Source organism: Pedobacter nutrimenti, assembly GCF_003208655.1.
In the GTDB taxonomy this organism is placed as follows: Bacteria; Bacteroidota; Bacteroidia; order Sphingobacteriales; family Sphingobacteriaceae; genus Pedobacter; species Pedobacter nutrimenti.
This window is the reverse complement of record NZ_QKLU01000004.1, coordinates 739,565-757,267: the sequence shown is the minus strand read 5'-3', so window position 1 is coordinate 757,267 and position 17,703 is coordinate 739,565. Positions and strand designations below refer to the sequence as shown.

General features: G+C 38.6%; 13 protein-coding genes, 1 tRNA gene and 1 rRNA gene. 9 read left to right on the top strand and 6 right to left on the bottom strand.

The features are described from left to right. Positions 1 to 80 precede the first annotated feature (80 nt). The 4 genes from rrf to B0O44_RS14800 all read left to right on the top strand — a co-directional run bounded on the left by rrf (position 81) and on the right by B0O44_RS14800 (position 5,384). Positions 81 to 192 (top strand): 5S ribosomal RNA (rrf, locus tag B0O44_RS14820). A 283-nt stretch (positions 193 to 475) separates the two neighbouring features. Then, positions 476 to 2,236 carry a S8 family peptidase gene (locus tag B0O44_RS14810; protein ID WP_110831907.1) on the top strand — a complete coding sequence of 587 codons (1,761 nt, stop codon included), beginning with the start codon at positions 476 to 478 and terminating at the stop codon, positions 2,234 to 2,236. A 58-nt stretch (positions 2,237 to 2,294) separates the two neighbouring features. After that, entirely contained in the window at positions 2,295 to 3,617 is a 1,323-nt protein-coding gene (locus B0O44_RS14805) for an alpha-L-fucosidase (RefSeq protein WP_110832002.1), read from the top strand. Between the two features lie 363 nt (positions 3,618 to 3,980). Next, positions 3,981 to 5,384: a S41 family peptidase gene (locus tag B0O44_RS14800; protein WP_110831905.1), complete on the top strand. Its 1,404-nt coding sequence runs from the start codon at positions 3,981 to 3,983 to the stop codon at positions 5,382 to 5,384. A 126-nt stretch (positions 5,385 to 5,510) separates the two neighbouring features. On the opposite strand, the gene B0O44_RS14795 is transcribed toward B0O44_RS14800, so the two are convergent. Beyond that, a tRNA-Met gene (locus B0O44_RS14795) sits at positions 5,511 to 5,584 on the bottom strand. Between the two features lie 136 nt (positions 5,585 to 5,720). On the opposite strand from B0O44_RS14795, the gene B0O44_RS14790 reads away from it, so the two are divergent. The 3 genes from B0O44_RS14790 to B0O44_RS14780 all read left to right on the top strand — a co-directional run bounded on the left by B0O44_RS14790 (position 5,721) and on the right by B0O44_RS14780 (position 8,920). After that, positions 5,721 to 6,101, top strand: a complete 381-nt coding sequence (locus tag B0O44_RS14790; protein ID WP_108553601.1) for an START-like domain-containing protein — start codon at positions 5,721 to 5,723, stop codon at positions 6,099 to 6,101. A gap of 27 nt (positions 6,102 to 6,128) precedes the next feature. Continuing rightward, positions 6,129 to 7,574, top strand: coding sequence for an LptF/LptG family permease (locus tag B0O44_RS14785; RefSeq protein ID WP_110831902.1), 1,446 nt, complete (start codon positions 6,129 to 6,131; stop codon positions 7,572 to 7,574). Positions 7,575 to 7,708: 134 nt separating this feature from the next. Beyond that, complete coding sequence (locus B0O44_RS14780; RefSeq protein ID WP_110831900.1) at positions 7,709 to 8,920, top strand: bifunctional 3,4-dihydroxy-2-butanone-4-phosphate synthase/GTP cyclohydrolase II; 1,212 nt, start codon at positions 7,709 to 7,711, stop codon at positions 8,918 to 8,920. A gap of 7 nt (positions 8,921 to 8,927) precedes the next feature. Here the strand turns inward: B0O44_RS14780 and B0O44_RS14775 are convergent, their stop codons facing one another. Next, on the bottom strand, positions 8,928 to 12,692 hold the full coding sequence (locus B0O44_RS14775; RefSeq protein WP_245943669.1) for a translocation/assembly module TamB domain-containing protein: 3,765 nt from the start codon (positions 12,690 to 12,692) through the stop codon (positions 8,928 to 8,930). 727 nt (positions 12,693 to 13,419) lie between these two features. On the opposite strand from B0O44_RS14775, the gene tsaD reads away from it, so the two are divergent. Together tsaD and B0O44_RS14765 are read left to right on the top strand one after the other, a co-directional pair. Beyond that, a complete protein-coding gene (gene tsaD, locus B0O44_RS14770; protein WP_110831895.1) occupies positions 13,420 to 14,421 on the top strand; it encodes a tRNA (adenosine(37)-N6)-threonylcarbamoyltransferase complex transferase subunit TsaD in 1,002 nt (333 codons plus the stop codon). A gap of 14 nt (positions 14,422 to 14,435) precedes the next feature. Next, positions 14,436 to 14,621: a hypothetical protein gene (locus B0O44_RS14765; RefSeq protein ID WP_110831893.1), complete on the top strand. Its 186-nt coding sequence runs from the start codon at positions 14,436 to 14,438 to the stop codon at positions 14,619 to 14,621. Positions 14,622 to 14,690: 69 nt separating this feature from the next. On the opposite strand, the gene recA is transcribed toward B0O44_RS14765, so the two are convergent. From recA to B0O44_RS14745, 4 genes are all read right to left on the bottom strand, one after another. Next, positions 14,691 to 15,704 (bottom strand): recombinase RecA, encoded by a 1,014-nt coding sequence (gene recA, locus B0O44_RS14760; RefSeq protein WP_110831891.1) that lies wholly within the window; start codon positions 15,702 to 15,704, stop codon positions 14,691 to 14,693. A gap of 120 nt (positions 15,705 to 15,824) precedes the next feature. Then, positions 15,825 to 16,490, bottom strand: a complete 666-nt coding sequence (gene nth, locus B0O44_RS14755) for an endonuclease III (protein WP_110832000.1) — start codon at positions 16,488 to 16,490, stop codon at positions 15,825 to 15,827. Between the two features lie 138 nt (positions 16,491 to 16,628). Further along, on the bottom strand, positions 16,629 to 16,820 hold the full coding sequence (locus B0O44_RS14750; protein ID WP_110831888.1) for a hypothetical protein: 192 nt from the start codon (positions 16,818 to 16,820) through the stop codon (positions 16,629 to 16,631). 84 nt (positions 16,821 to 16,904) lie between these two features. Beyond that, the gene (locus B0O44_RS14745; RefSeq protein ID WP_110831885.1) at positions 16,905 to 17,480 is read right to left on the bottom strand and encodes an RNA polymerase sigma factor; all 576 of its coding nucleotides are present in this window, start codon (positions 17,478 to 17,480) and stop codon (positions 16,905 to 16,907) included. Positions 17,481 to 17,703: the final 223 nt, after the last annotated feature.

The window sequence follows — 17,703 nt, the reverse complement described above, 5'->3', positions numbered from 1 at the left end:
CTAACTTCTTTCAATAATATGTCATTTGTTTAGTGTATAAAAAAGATCGAAAGATAGATATACTGAATATATAAAAATATTTAGGTGCCTATATCGGTGGTGTCCACCTCTTCCCATTCCGAACAGAGAAGTTAAGCCCACCAGAGCCGATGGTACTGCGGTAACACGTGGGAGAGTAGGTCGGTGCCAAATCTTAAAGAAAGCCTGTAGTGAGAACTGCAGGCTTTTCTTGTTTATGGGCATTCTGTTCCAGGTCAAGCCAAGCCACACCAAAGCCGGCCTGAGCGGGCTTATTCAAACAGCAGCTTTTCCCTTTCCGAAGGGCCCAGACCTTGACCGGACGGGAAACCTTAAATCCATACCAAACCCTGACAGAGACAGAACAAATGAGTCTTATGTTAAAATATCTTAATTTAAACCCTGTTAAGCCATAAAATTGTATAATTGTATTCAAGCTTAAATTTGCCATTAGAACATGAAATTTAAATCTGTCCCTATACTTTTTATTTTTATAATAGCCAGTTTCTTTGCTGCTGCTCAAAATAAGAATGTCGTTTTACCTGAACATTGGCAGCACCTTGATGTATTAAAAGATGGCTATTTTGGAATTAGTGCGGATAAGGCTTATGCAGAACTTTTAAAGGACAAAAAAACTTCAGGCACAAAAGTGATCGTTGCAGTGATAGATGGAGGAGTTGACATCAATCATGAAGATTTAAAAGGAAAGATCTGGATAAATCCTAAAGAAAAACCTGGGGATGGTGTTGATAATGATGGAAATGGTTATATAGATGATGTTTATGGCTGGAATTTTATTGGTTCTTCAAAAGGAAATCTTGCTTATGACAATTTGGAGTTGATTAGGATTTATAAAAAATTAAGCCCAAAATATAAATCAACCATTAAATCGACTGTCCTGGACAGTACAGAAAAAGAAGAATATAAATTATATAATAAAGTTACCACTGAATTTGGAAAGAAATATGATGATGCCTCGGCAAATTTCAGGGTTTTGGAGATCATTAATAAAGTACTGACAACGGTTTCAGCAACGAAGGGTAAAGATGGGCTTAAAATAGAAGATGTAGAGGCTTATAAAGCTGACAATGAGGAGGAAGAACAAGTAAAAAAGATCATCCGTTCGGGCGCTAAAGAAAGTGGTAGTTTTGATAAATTTTATAAGGAAATTAAAGATGCCTATAAGCAGTATGATGTAATGCTGCGCTATAATTTAAACCCGGCCTATGATCAGCGTGCGGAATTGGTTGGAGACCATTATGACCAGCCAGAGGAACGTTTATATGGCAATAATGATGTGAAAGGTCCGAATGCTGAGCATGGCACCCATGTTGCCGGTATCATTGCAGCAAAAAGAAACAATGGATTGGGGATGAATGGAATTGCGGATGCTGTTGAGATTATGGCCATAAGAGTCGTTCCTGAAGGAGATGAACGAGATAAAGATGTAGCAAATGCCATCCGTTATGCCGCCGATCAAGGTGCCAGGATCATTAATATGAGTTTTGGAAAAGGGTTCAAATGGGACAAAAAAATAGTGGATGAAGCGGTTAAATATGCCGAAAAAAAAGGAGTTTTATTTGTTCATGCAGCCGGTAACGACAACTTAAATTTGGATACAGAAAATAACTACCCAAACCGGTATTTTGAGGGGATCGAAGCAGTAGCTTATCAAAAGAAACAGGAACTGCTGGCTAAAGAGAAGCTAAAGGAAGAAATGGAACTGGCGAAAACAAAAAAGTCCAAGACGGTAAACCGTTCTTCTATAAAAAGTGGAGTCGTAGTAGATTCTTTGAAATTTCTTTTGCCCCAGGCTGAAGCCTGGATTGAAGTAGGGGCAAGCAGCTATAAGGATGATCTGGAATTAAAAGCTTCTTTTTCCAATTATGGAAAATACAGCGTTGATGTGTTTGCACCTGGGTTCAGGATAAAGTCTACCATTCCTGACTCTAAATACGAGGAATTTGATGGAACAAGTATGGCTGCACCGGTAGTGTCAGGTATGGCTGCTGTTCTGCTGACTTACTACCCAAAGTTAAGGGCGAAAGAGTTAAAAGAAATTATACTCAAATCGGTTGTAAAAGTCAGTCATAAGGTAAAAAACAAAAATGAAAAAGGGGAAACAGTAAAAGTATCCTTTTCGGAACTTTGCAGAACCGGGGGTATTGTTAACCTTTATAATGCCTTAAAATTAGCGGCCGAATATCCGGCCAGATAAATTATTTTTTGTTTAAATTGACCTATTGGTTAACCTTGAATTTAAACAAATCCCCCTTATGAAAAAAATCCTGCTGATTATCCTGGTTGTTTTTGGAAAACATTTGAGTGCGCAATCCTATGCACCTGTTGCCGCAAATATAGAAGCCCGAAAATGGTTTACAGAAGCGCGTTTTGGCTTATTTATTCATTGGGGCCCATTTAGTATACCCGGCAGTGGAGAATGGGTGATGAATGACAGGAAAATTACAGTTAAAAACTACAGCAGGTTGGCAAACTTTTTTAATCCGATTGATTTTGATGCCAAAGAATGGGTAAGCCTCGCAAAAAATGCAGGCATGAAATATATTACCTTAATTACCCGTCATCATGATGGATTTAGCATGTGGGATACCCAATATTCAGAGTTTAACATTATGAATACCCCATATAAGAAAGATATCGTAAAGCTAATGGCCGATGAATGCCACAAGCAGGGAATTAAACTGTTTTTGTATTATTCCCTGCTCGATTGGAGAAGGGAAGACTATCCACATGAAACAGGAAGAACCGGGCAATTTAGTGGCCGGAGCAATAAAGGAGATTATAGCAGTTATTTGCAGTTTATGAAAAACCAGTTAAGGGAACTGCTAACCAATTATGGCGAAATTGCTGGAATTTGGTTTGACGGACATTGGGACCAAACTGCACCCGAAGGTCAGGCAGACAGATCTTCCCGTATTGACTGGAAATACGATGAAATCTATGGTCTGATTCATCAACTCCAACCACAATGTATGATTGGAAATAATCACCACCTGAGCCCTTTTCCCGGAGAAGATTTTCAGATGTTTGAAAGAGACTTACCTGGTGAGAATAAGTCAGGCTTGAGCTTCCAACAGGCCTCTCCTTTGCCTCTGGAAACCTGTGAAACGATAAATGGCTCCTGGGGTTTTAACCTAAGTGACACGACTTATAAGACGCACCAGGAACTGGTGCATTACCTGGTGCGTTCTGCTGCACTGGGTGCTAATTTATTATTAAACATAGGACCAATGCCAAATGGTGACATTCAGCCTGAGTTTAAAGAGCGTCTTGAGTATATGGGAAAGTGGTTGAATACTTATGGTGAGGCTATTTACGGAACAAGCGCAGGTTACCTTAAACCAGCTGCATGGGGCTGTATGACCCAGAAGGCGAATAAAGTATATGTTCATATTTTCAAAACAGGTAAAGAGCCGATCGTACTGACGGATTTTCCATTTAAAAAGATCAAAAAAGCATATTTGCTCAAAGACAAATCCTCAATAAAGACAGAGTTTAGGAATAAAGCTGTCTCCATTTATCCCAGTGCAGATCAGTCAGCACCTGATCAGGTAATTGTGCTTGAAACAGAAGAATAAAATGTAATCAGTAAACCTATAAAACTGAGCTATACATTCCCTGGTAATAATTTATACATGAGCCTTTGCAAACAAAATGTTGTTGAGCATAAGTCGGTCCGGTATGAATTGGAAAGCCTTTAGATTCAGGTAAAGGCTAAATGCACTGAACAGAGCCTCAATAAAAAGGGTCCGGATTAATCTTATCTTGCTTAATATGTTATGACCAGGTACATTTTATAAATGATATACATCCAAAAAACAACGCCTAAGAGCGTCATCGAACAGAAGGATCAGGTATGGATTTATAATGAAGCTTGCATTGAATGATTTTTACAATTTTAAAATTATCTGATTGATTTTCTTTGCAGAGAAAAAATTCAGATGAAAACATTTTATTTATTATTCGTATTAGCTCTATTTTCCGGATCCCTTTACAGCCAGCAAAAATGTAAATGTGAGATCGCCCTTGACAATCTTAGTGGTTTAATTGAAAGAGATTATCCCGGTTTCAAGGAAAAAACAAAAGACTCCATTGCTTATAAATATTTTAAATCTGCTTTGTTTGATAAGGCAAAAAAATCGGATGAGAAAGAATGTTTTCAGTACCTTAAGAATTACATTTCCTATTTCAGGGACGGACATGTTTTTTTTGTTGATGAAAACAGCTATTTGAAAACATCTAAAATCGAGAAAATAGAGTCTCTTAAGACCAGTGAACAGCTTCTTAGAAAAGTTAAAACATCAAAGGATAGCCTGGAAGGCATCTGGAAAAATGAGGAATTTAAGGTGGCCATTGTTAAACAGAAACCTCAATACTATAAGGGACTTGTCCTGGAATCAAGTAACAAAAACTGGAAACCGGGCGATGTCCTGTTTACATTGGAAGGGAAACAGGATCTTAAGCTTTTTGATGTCAAACTTAGGGCCTTTTTGGATACCTATGCGTTGGAAAGTGCCTCAATTCTTCACTTTAACAAAACCCGGAATTATTTTATTAAAGATAATTCGGATACCCTCAAGACTAAGGATATAGAAAATACCGTTAACCGGCTTCTTGGTTTTTATGTCGAAAAGCTAACCAAGGAAACGACCCTTATAAAAATGAAAAGTTTCGATTATCCTTTTGTAGAACGTATAGCAAAACTAATAAAGGATAATACAATGCTTATCAGGGGATCCAAAAACCTAATCATAGATTTACGTGATAACGGAGGTGGAACAACGGATGCTTTTAGCCCCCTGTTACCTTATATTATGACTGGAAACCTCAGAAGTATGGGCATTGAGTTTTGGGTAAGCGAGTTTTTAATATCCGGCATGGAGAAATACAAAAACGGTCTGAGCTCCAATGTCAAAAATGAAGCAGAACAGAAAAGAATTGAGATGCTTCTGAACTACTACAAGCAAAATATGGGGAAATTCGTTCTGGCCCCTGGAGCTAATACCATTTCGATTGATACTGTTGAACAGGTAGAAAATGCAGTTAAGCAGGTTGTTTTCCTTACCAATAAAAAGATTGGAAGTTCTGCTGAAAGCTTTTTACTACTAGCCAAACAAAGTAAAAAAGTAAAGTTGCTTGGAACCCCAACCCATGGTGTGCTGGATTACGCGAATGCTTATTTAACAGGTTATGAGTACGAGGGACACCCCCTGGTACTGCCCACCTATAGAAGTTTAAGGCTTCCCGATTTTCCAATTGATAATATCGGAATACAACCAGATGTTTACTTGGATAATGGGGTAAAGGATTGGGTAAGTTTTGCTATAGCTTATTTGGAAAATTAGAAAGGGATCAAGCCTGTAACAATGTATCAGGTTAAGCTTTGGTATCACCCAGATTGGAATCCTGGCAAAACATAGCTAAACCCCCTTTAAACGAATAAAAGCTCACCTTTTGGTGAGCTTTTTCAGTAGCGGGGAGCAGGATCGAACTGCCGACCTCAGGGTTATGAATCCTGCGCTCTAACCATCTGAGCTACCCCGCCGGGCTTAATATTAATATAATGCTGTCAAATATTAATATGGTTATTTTTAAGAGTTGCAAATATAGAATAAATTACCTTTCTTTAGAAATAAATAAATAAAAATTATCAAATAAATTCAAAATATAAGGGTCTAAAGATGTCAGAAAAGAAAAAGTTTACATTAGAATATGAATTGAAATCATCGCCGCGTATTTTGTTTAGCTTTATCAGTGAGCCTAATGGACTATCACAATGGTTTGCTGATGATGTTGTATTTCGTGATCAGGTTTTTACATTTAAATGGGATGATGAGGTACAGAAAGCCAAGCTTCTAAGTGTAAAGGAAAATAAACTGGTTAAATTTAAATGGGTAGATGACGAACCCCATTGTTATTTTGAGATGGAAATCGTTCAGGATGAACTGACAAATGATGTTGCTTTATCCATTACAGACTTTGCTACGGATGAAACATTAGCGGAGCGTACGCTAATCTGGGACAATCAAATTACCTATTTGCATAGCGTAATAGGTGCATAATTCCCCTCTATTGACTACATTTGTACATTGAAAAAGATTCACTTACTTTTAGTCAAAGCATTTATCAAGCCCTTCATCGTCACTTTTTTTATAGTGATGTTTATTTTACTGATGCTTTTCCTGTTTAAATATGTAGACGATTTAATAGGAAAGGGCTTTGAATGGTATGTTATCCTGGAACTGATGTTTTATGCTTCAGCAGCTAACGTTTCCATGGCACTTCCTCTTGCCATTTTGTTGTCTTCTATTATGACCTTTGGCAGTTTGGGGGAGAACTACGAGCTGGTTGCAATTAAATCTGCTGGTGTTTCCCTGCAGAGGGCAATGCGGCCTTTGTTTGTTGTAATTATTATGTTGGCCGTGGCCTCTTTTTTATTTTCCGACTACATGCTCCCCAAAGCCAATCTGAAATATGGATCCCTGCTTTGGGATGTTCGGAACAAGAAACTTTCCTTTTTGATTATGGAGGGGGTTTTTAACAATAGTATACCCGGCTATTCGATCAGAGTTGATAAAAAAGGAGAGGATGGAGTCAGCCTGGAAGGCATTATGATCTATGACCATACCGGGACCAACGGGATTGCAAAAATCATCATGGCAAAGGAAGGTAAAATGTACAAGACAAGTGATGATCAATACCTTGTCTTAAAACTGAACAATGGGGTCCGTTATGAGGAAACCAATGGAAAGGCCTCTTCTTTTAACCCCAGACAGGAACTGTACCGCATGAGGTTCAGACAGACAGAGCAAAAATTTGATTTTTCCAGTTTTAAAATGAGCCGGACAGACGAAAGCAGCTTCCGTTCCAATACGGCTATGCTTAATCTTAAAGGCCTGACAAGAAAAGAGGATTCTTTGCGTAAATCACTGGATAGTGTAGACAGGTATGCAAAACTCAATATAGGTAGTTATTATAAGCAAAGTAATTACACTAAAGGATATTCCAAACTGAAAGTTCCTGTAAAACAAGTTAAAAATTCTGTATTGGAGCTTATACCAAAGAAAAACCGCTCTATTTCTGTTCAGACAGCAATCGATCAGGCTTCATCGATTCAGCAGACCATGGCCGGTAAAATTCCAGAACATGAAGAACAGGTAAGAAACCTGATCCGCGTTCAGGTTGAATATCAAAGAAAATTTACTTTAGCAGTGTCCTGTTTATTGTTGTTTTTTATTGGCGCTCCGCTTGGCGCAATTATACGGAAAGGTGGATTAGGATTGCCGGTGGTCATGGCCATTGTTTTTTTTCTGATTTACCACATCATTTCTACAGTATCAGAAAAATCAGCAAACCAGGGAAACATCAGCCCGGTTATGGGGATATGGATGGCAATCATTGTCTTAAGCCCTTTAGGAGCCTTTTTGACCTATAAAGCAACAGTAGATTCTGCGCTGTTTGACATTACTTATTATAAATCTGTTCTAACAAATCTCTTTAAAAAAAAGAGTAAGACCATAAATGGGAATAAATGATTTTAGGGCTGCAAAGCACTGAAATATGATTACCTGCTGATGATATTTTAGAATCTGTAATTATCATGGAAGGTTGTACCTTTGTATTGTATTCTAAGGATGATAAATAATCCGGAAGGGCAAAAAAACTAAAGATGGAAATTAAATTAAACACAATAGAAGAAGCTATTGCAGATATAAAAGCTGGCAAACTCATTATTGTAGTTGACGATGAAGACAGGGAAAATGAAGGCGATTTTGTAACTGCAGCAGAAAATATAACGCCGGAACTGGTCAATTTTATGGCAACTTATGGAAGAGGATTGATTTGTGTTCCTTTAACAGAAGAACGTTGTGATGAATTAGGTCTGGAATTGATGGTGGGTAAGAATACCGCCGCCTATGAAACTAATTTTACCGTGTCTGTGGATCTGGTTGGCCATGGATGTACAACAGGCATCTCGGCCTCTGACAGGTCTAAAACCATTCAGGCATTAGTTAACCCAAATACAGATCCAAATGAGCTGGGAAAACCTGGTCATATTTTCCCATTAAGGGCAAAAGACGGTGGAGTGTTAAGACGTTCAGGACATACAGAAGCTACTGTTGACCTGGCCAGGCTGGCAGGAATGCGTCCGGCAGGCGTGTTGGTAGAAGTAATGAAGGAAGATGGAGAAATGGCACGTTTACCAGATTTAATGATCACTGCGGCCCAGCATCAGCTTAAAATTATTTCTATTAAAGACCTTATTGCCTACAGATTGAGCAATGAAAGTCTCATCAAGCAAGAGGTTACCATTAACCTTCCTACCCAGTGGGGCGATTTTAAAATGACTGCCTACACTCAATTGGATAATAACGCGACACATTTAGCGATCAGTAAAGGAGAATGGGCAGAAGATGAACCTGTACTTGCCCGGGTGCACAGTTCTTGTGTTACAGGGGATATTTTTGGCTCCTGTCGCTGTGATTGTGGACCGCAATTGCACAAGGCATTGGAGATGATCGAAAAAGAAGGAAAAGGGGTCGTTGTATACATGAACCAGGAGGGAAGAGGGATCGGTCTGATCAATAAACTGCGTTCCTATAACTTGCAGGATGCAGGCTTTGATACGGTAGAGGCCAATATTAAATTGGGCTTTAAAGGAGATGAGCGTGATTATGGTGTTGGTGCACAGATTCTGCGCGCCCAAGGGGTGACAAAAATGAAGCTGATGTCCAATAACCCAACAAAACGGGCAGGACTTATTGGTTATGGTTTAGAGATTGTGGAGAACATTCCAATTGAAATTGCCAGTAATAAACACAATGAAACTTATTTGAAAACAAAGAGAGATAAGATGGGCCACCAGATCATGAAAGGCTAAATCTGTATTATTTTTTCTTATTCTTTTTTTCTTCTAAAACAGCTTCTTTATTCAGGAGCTGTTTTTCTTTTTTGGCCCGTTCTTCCTCTTGTTTTTTCTTTTGGTTCTTTTTATACTTTCCTGTTATTTTTTGCAGAAATTCCCTGAAAGTGTCAAACTGCTGGCTGTAAATTAAACCAAGTGAAGTGACATTGGTGTAAGGGTTTATACCCGAATTGATAAAAATGCTTTGTTGTGTTGGCGGTTTATTGGCCAGTTTACCGACCAGGGTTCCATCTTTTTTAATTAGGGCCAGTAATTCTACCTCACTTCCAACACTGTTTCTTGCAAAACCGATTGGAGAAAGGTCACTGGTGGTGGTCCTTCTGTCTACAATTCCGGCATTAAGAATGATCCTGTCATTGAAAAATTTAAAAGAAGCATTTGCTTCACTAAAAGAGCGGATGTTAATGTCTACAAAATCAAGGTTAAGTGAAGAAAGGACATTGTTGAATTGATTAAACAATAGCTCGGTAGCTGTACTGGCTACCCCTGAGGTCAATTGTTCACCAATATTTTCTTTCCCGTTTCCAGGAGAGAAGCTGCGTCGGATAATTAAACTGAATGCCTGTAGGTTCAAGTTGTTGGGGTCATTAAAATAAGATTGTAAATCTTCTTTAACCGCGGGATTTGAGGGAAAGAAAATATCCAGTTTAATGTCTGGTTTTAGCAGAAGGCCCGATAGGCCCATTTCCACCTCTGTAAGCACACGTTCTGAAGGACTGTTACTCGTTTCCCTGTTGGCCGCCTTCAGCAGGTCTCCTAAGTTGGCCCTTAAGGAGTAAATTGCCTTTAGCTGAATCTGTGCTGCCGAAGGATTTCCTGTCCAGCGGATGGTACCACCTTGTCTGATGCTGAATTTTTTATTAATGACCTCCTGGGCGGTGAAATCAAAATTTCCGGACTCTATGATATAATCCCCGGTCATTTCAAAATCTCCCAGACTATTTATTTCCAGATCAAGGTCTGCATTGCCCTTACCCGTTAGTTTTCCTAAAGTAGTGTAAATGTTCGCTGTACTGTTGGGATCTACATTCAGTTTAAAACTCATGGTCAAACCGTCAAAACTGTTTCTTTTCTGAACGGTCTTTGTTGTGTCTTTACTTACAAAAGTGATGAAATCTTTACTTGATACGGTTTCCGAGCTGTTGAGTGGTAAATTAAATACGGTTCCTTTTTCTGTTTTGGCATCTATACCGATAAATAATTTATTGGTCGGACCCTTAAACTTAAAAGTTCCCGTGGCATAAGCCTGACCGTAGTACAATGAATTATCTTTGGCGGTCGTATTGAGTGCCATGAAATTCTTTGCGTTCACAATAATATCCAGCTCAGGATCATTAATGTTGTTTAGGTTCACCGTACCATTTGCTATGGCCTCATTTTCATCTGCATCGAGTATTTTTAAATCTTCGATTCGGATAATGCTGTTCTCTACACCAACCTTATCGGTTAAGGTATAGGCCGTTTTCAGGTAATTTACAGTGACATTCGCCTTGTCAAACTGAACTTCCCCGTTGATCTGTGGTGCACTGAACGGCCCCTTAACGCTTAAATCTGCAGATATTTTACCTTTTAATTTAGAGACAAGTTCATTTACAAATGGTTCTAATATGGCCAGTTCACTGTTATCCATACGGACCGATAGATCCATCATTTCTTCTTTGAGCTCCAGATGCCCATCGATCTTTAAAGTTTCTTTTCCATTAGACAGGATCCTGGTGTAGGCATTGGCAATGTTATCGGCTTTGTCATAAGAGGAAGTATCCAGCAGTGAACCAATATAGGTGTCATTGAAATGCAGGGAGTCAATTTTTAGATGATCACTGACCCTCAGCGACTTTAAGACGCTTTGAATTTTGGTTTCTCCGTTCACCTTACCTGCAAGTTTAACCCCCATACTCTTGAGAAAGGGGTTAAGTGTGGTGAGGTTGAAATTTTTAAAGCCCAGCAGTAAAAGATCTTGGGGATCGGAAGAAAGCACACCATCCACGGTAAGTAATTGTCCGTTGTTGCTCAGGTCAAAATTGCTGATTTTTGTTTTACCATCCTGGAAATTGATCTTCACTTTGTCCTGAATTTTCCAGTCTTCGTTGTTAATTTTTAATATCGAAGGAAGAATACTGATCCTGGCGGTGGTATCACCAGCAAATTCAACCAGCCCGTTGAGGTCAAGCTGGTTCATTTCATCAGAATTGGACATCTTTACGTTTAAGGACAAACTGTCGTTTCTCAGGATGTTGGAGATGTTGACATTTTTTATAAAAAGACTATCGGTGAGGTCCACCCTGTCAGAAGTAATGATGGCCTGCAGCTGTTTATCACTGGTGTTTTCATCGATAATGATGTTGTTAATGGTAATCCCGTCATATTTTAGCTGCCTGATAAAACCATTAAGGGTCGCTTTTCTGTTCTGGGAATCGAAATTACCAATAAGTATCGCCTGGTCACTGATTTGCAGTCCGGGCGCGACAAGTTGGGCAATGGGCTCAAACTTTTTAATCTTCAGATTGAACTGAAAATTCTGCGTACCGTACTTTACAATATCGGCTTTTAAAGAAGGAATATACGTTTTGGCCAGGGCTTTAAAATAAGATGGTAGCGTATTGAGGTCGTACTGACCTTTTATACTGGCATCCAAAACATCCGATTGTATGGTCAGGGTCCTGTCAATACCAGTACCTTTGGCCAATAGCCGGATAGAATCAATGTGATAAATGCCTTTTACATTGTTTAACTGAACACGGTTTATAGAAAGATTACCCTGAATATTGTTCAGGTTATCTCCCGAAAAGTTCGTGCTAAATTCAGCATCCACTTTCAAGGAATCCTTTAACAATTTCAGCGCCTTCATTTTGGCATTTTTTATAGAGGCCTTAAAGTTAAACACAGGGAGTGCCGGATTTAAATTTACCCCACCATCGAAGACCAGTTGAACATTCTTGTCATTGATTTTTAAACTCCCATCGAAATACTTTTTATCAAAAATTCCGTTAATTTTTACATTCGTATACCTGTAATTTTTAAAATCTATATATTGAATATCGCCATCAATATCCTCTGTGAGTTTATTGATTTCTGTGCCTTTACCTTTAATGTTAACTGCAGAGGTAATTTTGCCCAGGAGTTCTTCATCCAGAAGATTCCCAAGATCAAAGTCAAAGGTTTTAACATTTCCCGAATAGGAAGGCACCCCGCTTTTGCTGATTTTCATATTGACGTCCGAAACGACCCTTCCAAGTTTTGTTTTGAATTCCCCATAAGCGATAAAATCATTTTGGAATCCGGTAAAAGTTCCGTTGAAATTGATGTTGCCAAACTTGTTTACAATGGTGGGTAGAGCGATGTTCTTTTTACCTGTGGTATTTCGGATCAGTTCGTCCAGGTCCTTTTTATTGGTCCCGGCCATCTCGACCCTCATGTCCATAAAAGTCTCATCCAGATAGGGCAGGCCTTTAAGAATAAAATCTCCTTTAATATAGGTCGCTTTACCTGCTTTAACAGATAACTTTTTAGACTTAAGGTTATTCACCAGACCACTTACCTGACCATCAAGATCAACGCTTAAATTCATTTTTGACAATTCTGGAGCAAAATACGCGACGTCTTTTGAGTCCACATGACTGTCTTTAAAATGGGCTTTCATATGCACTTTGTCAATGTAATCATTGAAATCATCGAATTTATTAAAGCGCATCTGGTAATAATCTGTCAAGCGGCTTTGATTGGTCACCAGGAGTAGTTTTTGCAGTTCAATCTGATTGCTGTCAATGGTGGCAAATGCACTTAGGTTTTTTAAATAAAAACCGCTTTTTTCTCTGAAAGTCAGATTTTTAATGTTGGTCTGGAGTAGGTGGTCTTTGGTGTTGAGTTTTTCAAAAATACCATTTAGCGAATTCAGATCGACATCATCAAAATTGACCCCCTTAATGACTTCATTATATTTATAGTTTTTGTATTTAAAACTTAAATTATTAAGGATGACCCTGTCGAAAGAAATGGCATAAGGTTTCTTTTTCTTCTTGACTACAGCAGGACCTGAATCAAAATAATCAATAATGAAGTCGAGATTACTGGACCCGTTTTTATAAGATTTTAGGAAAAAACGGCCGTTATTGACTTGTACGGTATTGATGTCAACGATCCTTTCTTTCAGGGAGAGTTTATTCAGGTCAACAATAAATTTTGGCGTATTTAATAAAGTATCTTTTTGCTGATCCAGGACCAGCAGGTCTTCAATGACAACAGACTTAAAAGGTTTAAGGTAAATGCCTTTTAACGATATGGTGGTTTTAAGTTCTTTGGATAAATAATCTGCTGCTTTTTTTGCAACATAAGTCTGAACCGGCTTAAACTGGAGTGCAAATAAGACAATACAAAGCAGCAGTAATACTGATGCAACAAACCAAAGGATTATTTGTAATAGTTTTTTGATATTTTTGTAGCTTAATTAATGATAAATGTCTGTAATACTCGCTATCGAATCCTCTTGTGATGAAACTTCTGTTGCTATCTGTAACAACGGCAAAATTACAGCCAATGTTATTGCAAACCAAACAATTCATGAAAATTATGGTGGTGTAATTCCAGAGTTGGCTTCAAGAGTACATCAACAAAATATCGTTCCGGTTGTTCAGCAGGCATTGATTGATGCTAAAGTTACAAAAAAGGACATCAATGCAGTTGCTTTTACCAGGGGGCCGGGCCTATTGGGCTCTTTGCTTGTTGGTGTTTCTTTTGCAAAATCCTTTGCGCTGGCCCTGGATTTACCCCTTATTGCGGTCAACCATATGCAGGCGCATATTCTGGCACATTTTATTGATGAGCCCAAACCCTCCTTTCCATTTTTATGTCTTACTGTTTCCGGGGGACATACACAAATTGTTTTGGTGAAGGATTATTTTGATATGGAGATTGTCGGAGAAACACTGGATGATGCCGCAGGAGAAGCTTTTGACAAAACGGCTAAAATTTTAAACCTGCCTTATCCAGGTGGACCCCTGATTGATAAACATGCAAGGGAAGGCAACCCCCTGGCTTATAAATTTCCGGAACCTCAAATTAAAGGACTTGATTATAGTTTTAGCGGTTTTAAAACAGCAATCTTATATTTTTTAAGGGACCAGGAAAAAGAGGATCCCGATTTTATACAAAAACACCTCAACGATATTTGCGCTTCCGTTCAGCACAGTATTGTACAGATTTTATTAAATAAATTAAAGAAAGCGGCGAAACAATACGGAATAAAAGATATTGCTATAGCTGGAGGAGTTTCTGCCAATTCCGGATTGAGAAATAGCCTGGCAGAGCTGGCAGCAGAGTTGGGTTGGAATGTATTTATTCCTGCTTTTGAATATTGCACGGACAATGCCGCGATGATTGCCATTGCAGGTTATCATAAATATTTAAACAAAGATTTTGTGGGTCAGGATATAGCCCCTGCAGCAAGAATGGTTTTTTAATTAAATAAATGTGTATGAATTCTACGAGCTTTCTCTTTATGGGGCTGATGCTGGTTCCCTTTTTAATTTTTATGGTTTGGCTGGTGAAACAGGACAAAAGAAAAAACTATATGGGGCTGGCGGTATTGCTTGCGGCCATTATACTGGCCGTAATTGTAGCCATCTATGTAGATGCAAAATATATGGGCCCTGGGGTCTGAGCATAAACGATAAAGCCAGGTGAACAAAGATTCAACTGGCTTTATCGTTAGCTATTTTTTTAGAAGGGCTTAAATTTGTTCTTCCAGTTTTTCTCCGGTGACCTCTTCCCTGATTCTGGCTTCAATTTCGTCGGCCAGTTCCGGATTGTCCAATAACAATTGCTTTACAGCATCTCTTCCCTGTCCAAGTTTTGTTTCTCCATAAGAGAACCAGGAGCCTGCCTTTTTGATAATGTTAAAATCAACACCAAGGTCAATGATTTCACCCACTTTTGAAATGCCCTGGTTAAACATAATATCGAATTCAGCGATACGGAAAGGTGGGGCAACTTTATTTTTTACAATTTTTACCTTGATCCTGTTTCCGGATACCTCATCAGAATCTTTGATCTGAGAAGTTCTGCGGATGTCTAAACGTACAGAAGCATAAAACTTTAAGGCATTACCTCCGGTAGTCGTTTCGGGATTCCCAAACATGACACCTATTTTCTCTCTTAACTGGTTGATGAAAATGCAGCAACATCCTGTTTTTGCAATGGTACCGGTTAATTTACGGAGGGCCTGGGACATCAAACGGGCTTGAAGTCCCATTTTCGAATCACCCATTTCACCTTCGATCTCTGCTTTGGGAACAAGAGCGGCTACAGAGTCAATTACAATAACGTCGATTGCTCCTGAACGGATCAGGTTGTCTGCAATTTCCAATGCCTGTTCTCCATTATCGGGCTGGGCAATCAGAAGGTTTTCCACATCTACGCCCAGCTTTTTAGCATAAAATTTATCAAAAGCATGCTCTGCATCAATAAAAGCCGCTACACCACCTGCTTTCTGGGCCTCAGAAATAATATGGGTGGCTAAAGTTGTTTTTCCGGAAGATTCCGGGCCATAAATTTCAATGATACGTCCTTTGGGAACACCACCTATGCCCAGGGCAATATCCAAACCAATTGAACCGGTAGAAATAGATTCTATCGATTCTATAGCCTGATCCCCCAACTTCATAACCGCACCTTTGCCATAAGATTTCTCTAATTTATCAAGGGTCAGTTGTAGTGCTTTTAATTTATCTGCGTTTGGATTCATTTCGTTAGTTCTTTCTTATATATAATGTGTAAACATTTTACAGTTGTCTTTGTGCTAATTACTTTAGCAAAAGTAGTTAATTATTTGACTTTTCAAAATACAAAACAAAAATAATAATTTTCAAACCTCCTGATGACTAATATTTTTAGCTTTCTGGTTCCGCTGAAAATAACGGCATAGGTCTGTAATTTCACAAATGCTGCATTTTGGCGACCTGGCCACGCAAATATAGCGCCCATGTAAAATGAGCCAGTGGTGTGCAATATGTATGGTATGCTCGGGTAAATTTTTAACCAGGTCCTTTTCAACAGCAAGAGGTGTTTTGCCATTGGTTAGTCCGATTCTGTTCGCCACACGGAATACATGGGTATCTACAGCCATGGCGGGCGCATTATAAATTACAGAAGCAATTACATTTGCGGTTTTTCTTCCGACCCCAGGTAACTTCTGCAAATCATTAATGTCCTGGGGCACCTGACTGTTAAAATCATGGAGTAGCATATTAGCCATACCAACCAGGTGTTTGGCCTTGTTATTCGGGTAACTTACGGTCCTGATGTAGTCAAAAACAAGGTCAGGGGTAACTTCTGCCAGAGATTTCGGATCCGGAAAACGCTTGAAAAGGGCAGGGGTCACCATATTGATCCTTTTGTCTGTACATTGTGCAGATAAGATGACGGCAACTAGCAGCTGAAAAGGATTGTTATAGTGCAATTCGGTTTCTGCATCAGGCTGTTTGGCCGAAAAATGAGCAACAAATTGTTTGTATCTTTCTTTTTTAAGCATGCACAAATATACCTCTTTAAAAACAACACCAAATGGTTTAAGAAGTTTTTCGGTATCGATAACAGAAAGGATGCCCGGAAGCAAAAGAGTTGTGTAAAGCGCAAAAAAAAAGCTGCCGGTTAGGGCAGCTGATTAGAGTTACTTAACCTTAGCGTACGCTAAAATCTTGTTGATGACTTCATCACTAGGTTCTTTGACCAGTGTGTCCAATTCCTGTTTTAAATTTTCATAAAAAGAGGAATCAAATTCTTCAAAAAGTTCAGTATTGAGTTTTTCTGATTTTTGATGAAAGTGATGGAGGTTGTTGATTGGAGTAGAGGTTGTTATCATAAGCACTAAACTGTTTTTGTTTCTTATTAAACGAAGCAATTTAATATTTATTTTAACTTATGCAATAATTTGCAAACTAAATTTTTAACCCACCTCTTTTACCTTCATCATTTTTCTCAAATTGCTTAAAGCGTACCTCATTCTGCCCAATGCCGTATTGATGCTCACATCCGTCAGGTCAGCAATTTCCTTAAAACTCAGATCTGCATAATGTCGCATAATTAAAACTTCCTTCTGTTCGTCAGGAAGCAGATGGATCATTGCCCTTAAATCGGTATGCGTTTGTTCCCTGAGGATTCTTTCTTCTGCGCTTTCTTCATGGACCTGCAACATGTTCATGATGTCGGTGCCATCGGAACTGGTAATTACCGGAGTGCGTTTTTCACGTCTGAAATAATCAATAACAAGGTTATGCGCAATACGCATGACCCAAGGTAAAAATTTACCTTCTTCGTTATATCTTCCGGACCTTAAAGTATTGATGACCTTAATAAAAGCGTCCTGAAATATATCCTCTGCGAGGTACTGATCTTTAACCAATAAATAAATGGAAGTATATATTTTTGATTTGTGTCTTTTCAGAAGTTCTTCCAAAACAGACTCATCCCCATTGAGGTATAACTTCACCAGATCCTGATCACTATTTGATTGTAATTTCATAGGAGTATCTATACTAAATTCCCTTGCCGTTTGCTTAAAATATTTAGTAGTAGTCTAATCTATAGTTTGTTCTCCTATTCCTTTTTTAAAGTTGGTGGTTCAGTTGTTGTGGTTATTAATTTCAAAAGAAGCATTTTTTTGTCAGAATCCCATAAGAAAAATGTTAAAAAAAAATAAAACTAGGCTGAGACCCTTATTTTTGCATTCCTGTAAATCGGGAATC